The sequence below is a fragment of the Nocardia sp. NPDC004718 genome, from assembly GCF_053601535.1.
Map to the genome: position 1 here is coordinate 1 of NZ_JBSGCA010000137.1, position 2657 is coordinate 2657.

Annotated in this window: 3 protein-coding genes; 2 read left to right on the forward strand and 1 reads right to left on the reverse strand. The window is 66.1% G+C overall.

Annotated features, from left to right (window positions below):
• The coding region (locus tag ACWEH3_RS35925) for a phage tail tip lysozyme (RefSeq protein ID WP_450026862.1) at positions 1 to 462 on the forward strand (462 nt) is incomplete at its 5' end.
• A 708-nt stretch (positions 463 to 1170) separates the two neighbouring features.
• The gene (locus ACWEH3_RS35930) at positions 1171 to 2112 is read left to right on the forward strand and encodes a transglycosylase SLT domain-containing protein (RefSeq protein ID WP_450026864.1); all 942 of its coding nucleotides are present in this window, start codon (positions 1171 to 1173) and stop codon (positions 2110 to 2112) included.
• Positions 2113 to 2279: 167 nt separating this feature from the next.
• On the opposite strand, the gene ACWEH3_RS35935 is transcribed toward ACWEH3_RS35930, so the two are convergent.
• Positions 2280 to 2657, reverse strand: a 378-nt coding sequence (locus ACWEH3_RS35935) for a C40 family peptidase (protein ID WP_450026866.1), incomplete at its 5' end; no start/stop codon positions are given.

Sequence of the window (2657 nt, forward strand, 5' to 3'; positions counted from 1 at the left end):
GGAACGGTTGGTGGCGCCGACAACATCCCAGGGGGCTCGAACGCGAATCCCGCGGATGTCTATCGCTACCTCATATCGAAATACGGACTCACGCCCGCGCAAGCAGCCGGGATCGTGGGTAACCTGCAGGTCGAGTCCGGTTTCAATACCAGCGCGTACAACTCGCGCGAAGGCGCCATCGGTCTTTGTCAGTGGCGGGGTGGGCGACGACAGGCTCTGGAGCGGTTCGCGGCTGCCCAAGGAAAGCCGGTCACCGACTGGAAGGTCCAGATCGATTACATGATGGCCGAATTGCGCAGCAACGAATCCACTGCGTACGGATATCTCCGAGCCGCGCAGACGCCTGCCTACGCGGCGGCGGTCTTCGATCAGTATTACGAAAGAAGTTCCGGTGACGCGAGAGGACAGCGCATCGCCTACGCGAACAGCATCGCGTCCGCGATGCGCAACGCCGCCGTTTGATTGCCGTCCGGCCCTCGGCGACGTTACTCGGTGCACCTGCCACCGAGGAGCCTCGCTGCCTCGTATGGGGCCCGTGGTCGGCTACCGCTGTCGCCCGGACGCGGGTCATCTGGTGTTCCCGCACGCGGGAACACGTCGGGCGAGACTCCGGGAGATATTCGGGTTAAGCTGCGCATGCGCTTTGGGGCGAATGCTGGAAAGAGTTTCTCCGAGTCGGCGAGCCGACCGCGAATAAGGCGGCGCTAGTCCGCCGAATCGGCGCGAATCGCAACACTTGTTGCCGCGTTGGCTGCAAACCTCTCCGGACTTCGGCATGCACTGAACGTGTCCGGTGACCGCCGGTGCGGGTACCGGAGCGTCCGGCGGAAGGTGAATCATGGTTGCCTCTGTGGTTACCGTGGGTAGCGTCCGGGCGCATCGGGGGATCTGATGGCGCCGAATCGCACTCCATCCGAACCAGGTCCCGACGAAACCGGCGATACTCGCGACGTGCGCGCGAGCGCCACCACCTCCGCGCCGCGTCGATCCACCAAGTCCGCGGCGCGTGGCACTCCCACGCCGATCCCGCGTCCACAAGCAGGTGTACCAACCACAACGGCGCCGGCAGGCGCCGCAGCTCAGGGGCGGGCGCAGAGCACGCCGCCGGTATCGGAAACGCCCTCCACCACAACGGGTTCGACTCCTTTTGCGCGCCCGGACGCACTCGGCATGGCAGGCTCGTCCACGCCCATGGCGGCCGCGGCGATGGGCGCGCTGGCCACCATCGCGGCCCAATACGGTGACGGTCCTCCGACCGCGGTGACGGGACAGCAATACGCGCCGCCCGATCTGGGCGCCGTGCCGCCCAGCGGACCCGTCGTGTGGGACGGCGCGCTCGGCTCTCAGTACGCCGCCGGCAATCAGAATCGCGCCCGTCACGGCGATGCGACGCAGTCGATGAACTCCGAGCTGGAACGCATCCTCGGCGGCGCGGTCGACAGCACCACGCAGGGGCGCGCGGCGATCGGAGCGATCATCGCCGAGGTGAACACCGCCTTGACCGCGCTCGGCAGTATCCAGGATGCGAACGCGAGTAGGCAATTGGTGATCTCCACCTTGGACACCGCCTTGCAGCGCGCGGGAAGCGTGCTCGGTCAGGGGCAGGCCGCGGCAGTCCTCACCGCCGATCGGGTAGCGGCGCTGGCCGATCGCTATCTGAGCGAGTCGCGTCCCGCGCAGCCGCGCAGACCCCGCCGCACTTCGCACTCCGGCATGCGCGGGCCCAGTGGCGGGCCGCCACGCACACGGCCGTCGGGGCAGCAGGGCCAATGGATCGATGAAGCGCTGCAAGTGTTGCGCCAGAACGGCTACGACACGCGCCAGATCGATCCGGCCGACATCGCGGCGATCATCCAGCACGAGTCCGGCGGCAACCCGAACGCCATCAATCTTTGGGACAGCAACGCCGCCGCCGGGATTCCGTCGAAAGGCTTGATGCAGACCATCGACCCGACGTTCAACGCGTATTCCGTTCCAGGACACCGCGACATCTGGAACCCGGTGGACAATATCGTCGCGGGCGTTCGCTATGCCATCGAGCGTTACGGGTCGGTCAGCAATGTGCCCGGAATCGTGCAGATGCGTGGTGGCGGCTCGTACGTGGGGTATTGACGCGCACGTGGCCGGCGTTTGCCGCGTCCGGCGGCTCGGTCGCCGCGCCGGGATTTCACCTCGGAACGGCAATATCCCGGAGAGTCGAGTGCTTACGAGGACGAACCGGTGTGAGCTGGTTGCTTGTCGCTCGCATCGATAGAAGTCGAGCGATAGCGTCCGGAAGGTCATGCCCAGCGTGCGGCCGCGTAGCTGCTGGGTAGTTTCCGATACTGGACGTGGCCACCGGTGTGTGGCGCTTCGACGCACATGCCGTTGCCGATGTACATGATGACGTGGGCGGGATTATTCGCTCCCTTGAAGGATTCGGACGGGAAGATAAGGTCGCCGGGCTTGATATCCCGGGGATTCACCTTGGGCAACTGGCGATACTGATCCGCCGCGACTCGCGGAATTCGAACACCGGCGGCGGCCGCCGCGTATTGCATCAGGCCTGAGCAGTCGAAGGCGTCCGGCCCTTCCGCGCCGTAGTAGTAGGGATCGCCGAGCTGAGCGAGTGCGACCTGGATAGCCTTCGCGGCTGCTCCGGTCGCGCCGTTGCCGTT

Coding starts and splice junctions, on each gene's coding strand:
- ACWEH3_RS35930 (WP_450026864.1), top strand. CDS start 1,171: ATGGCAGGCTCGTCCACGCCCATGGCGGCCGCGGCGATGGGCGCGCTG.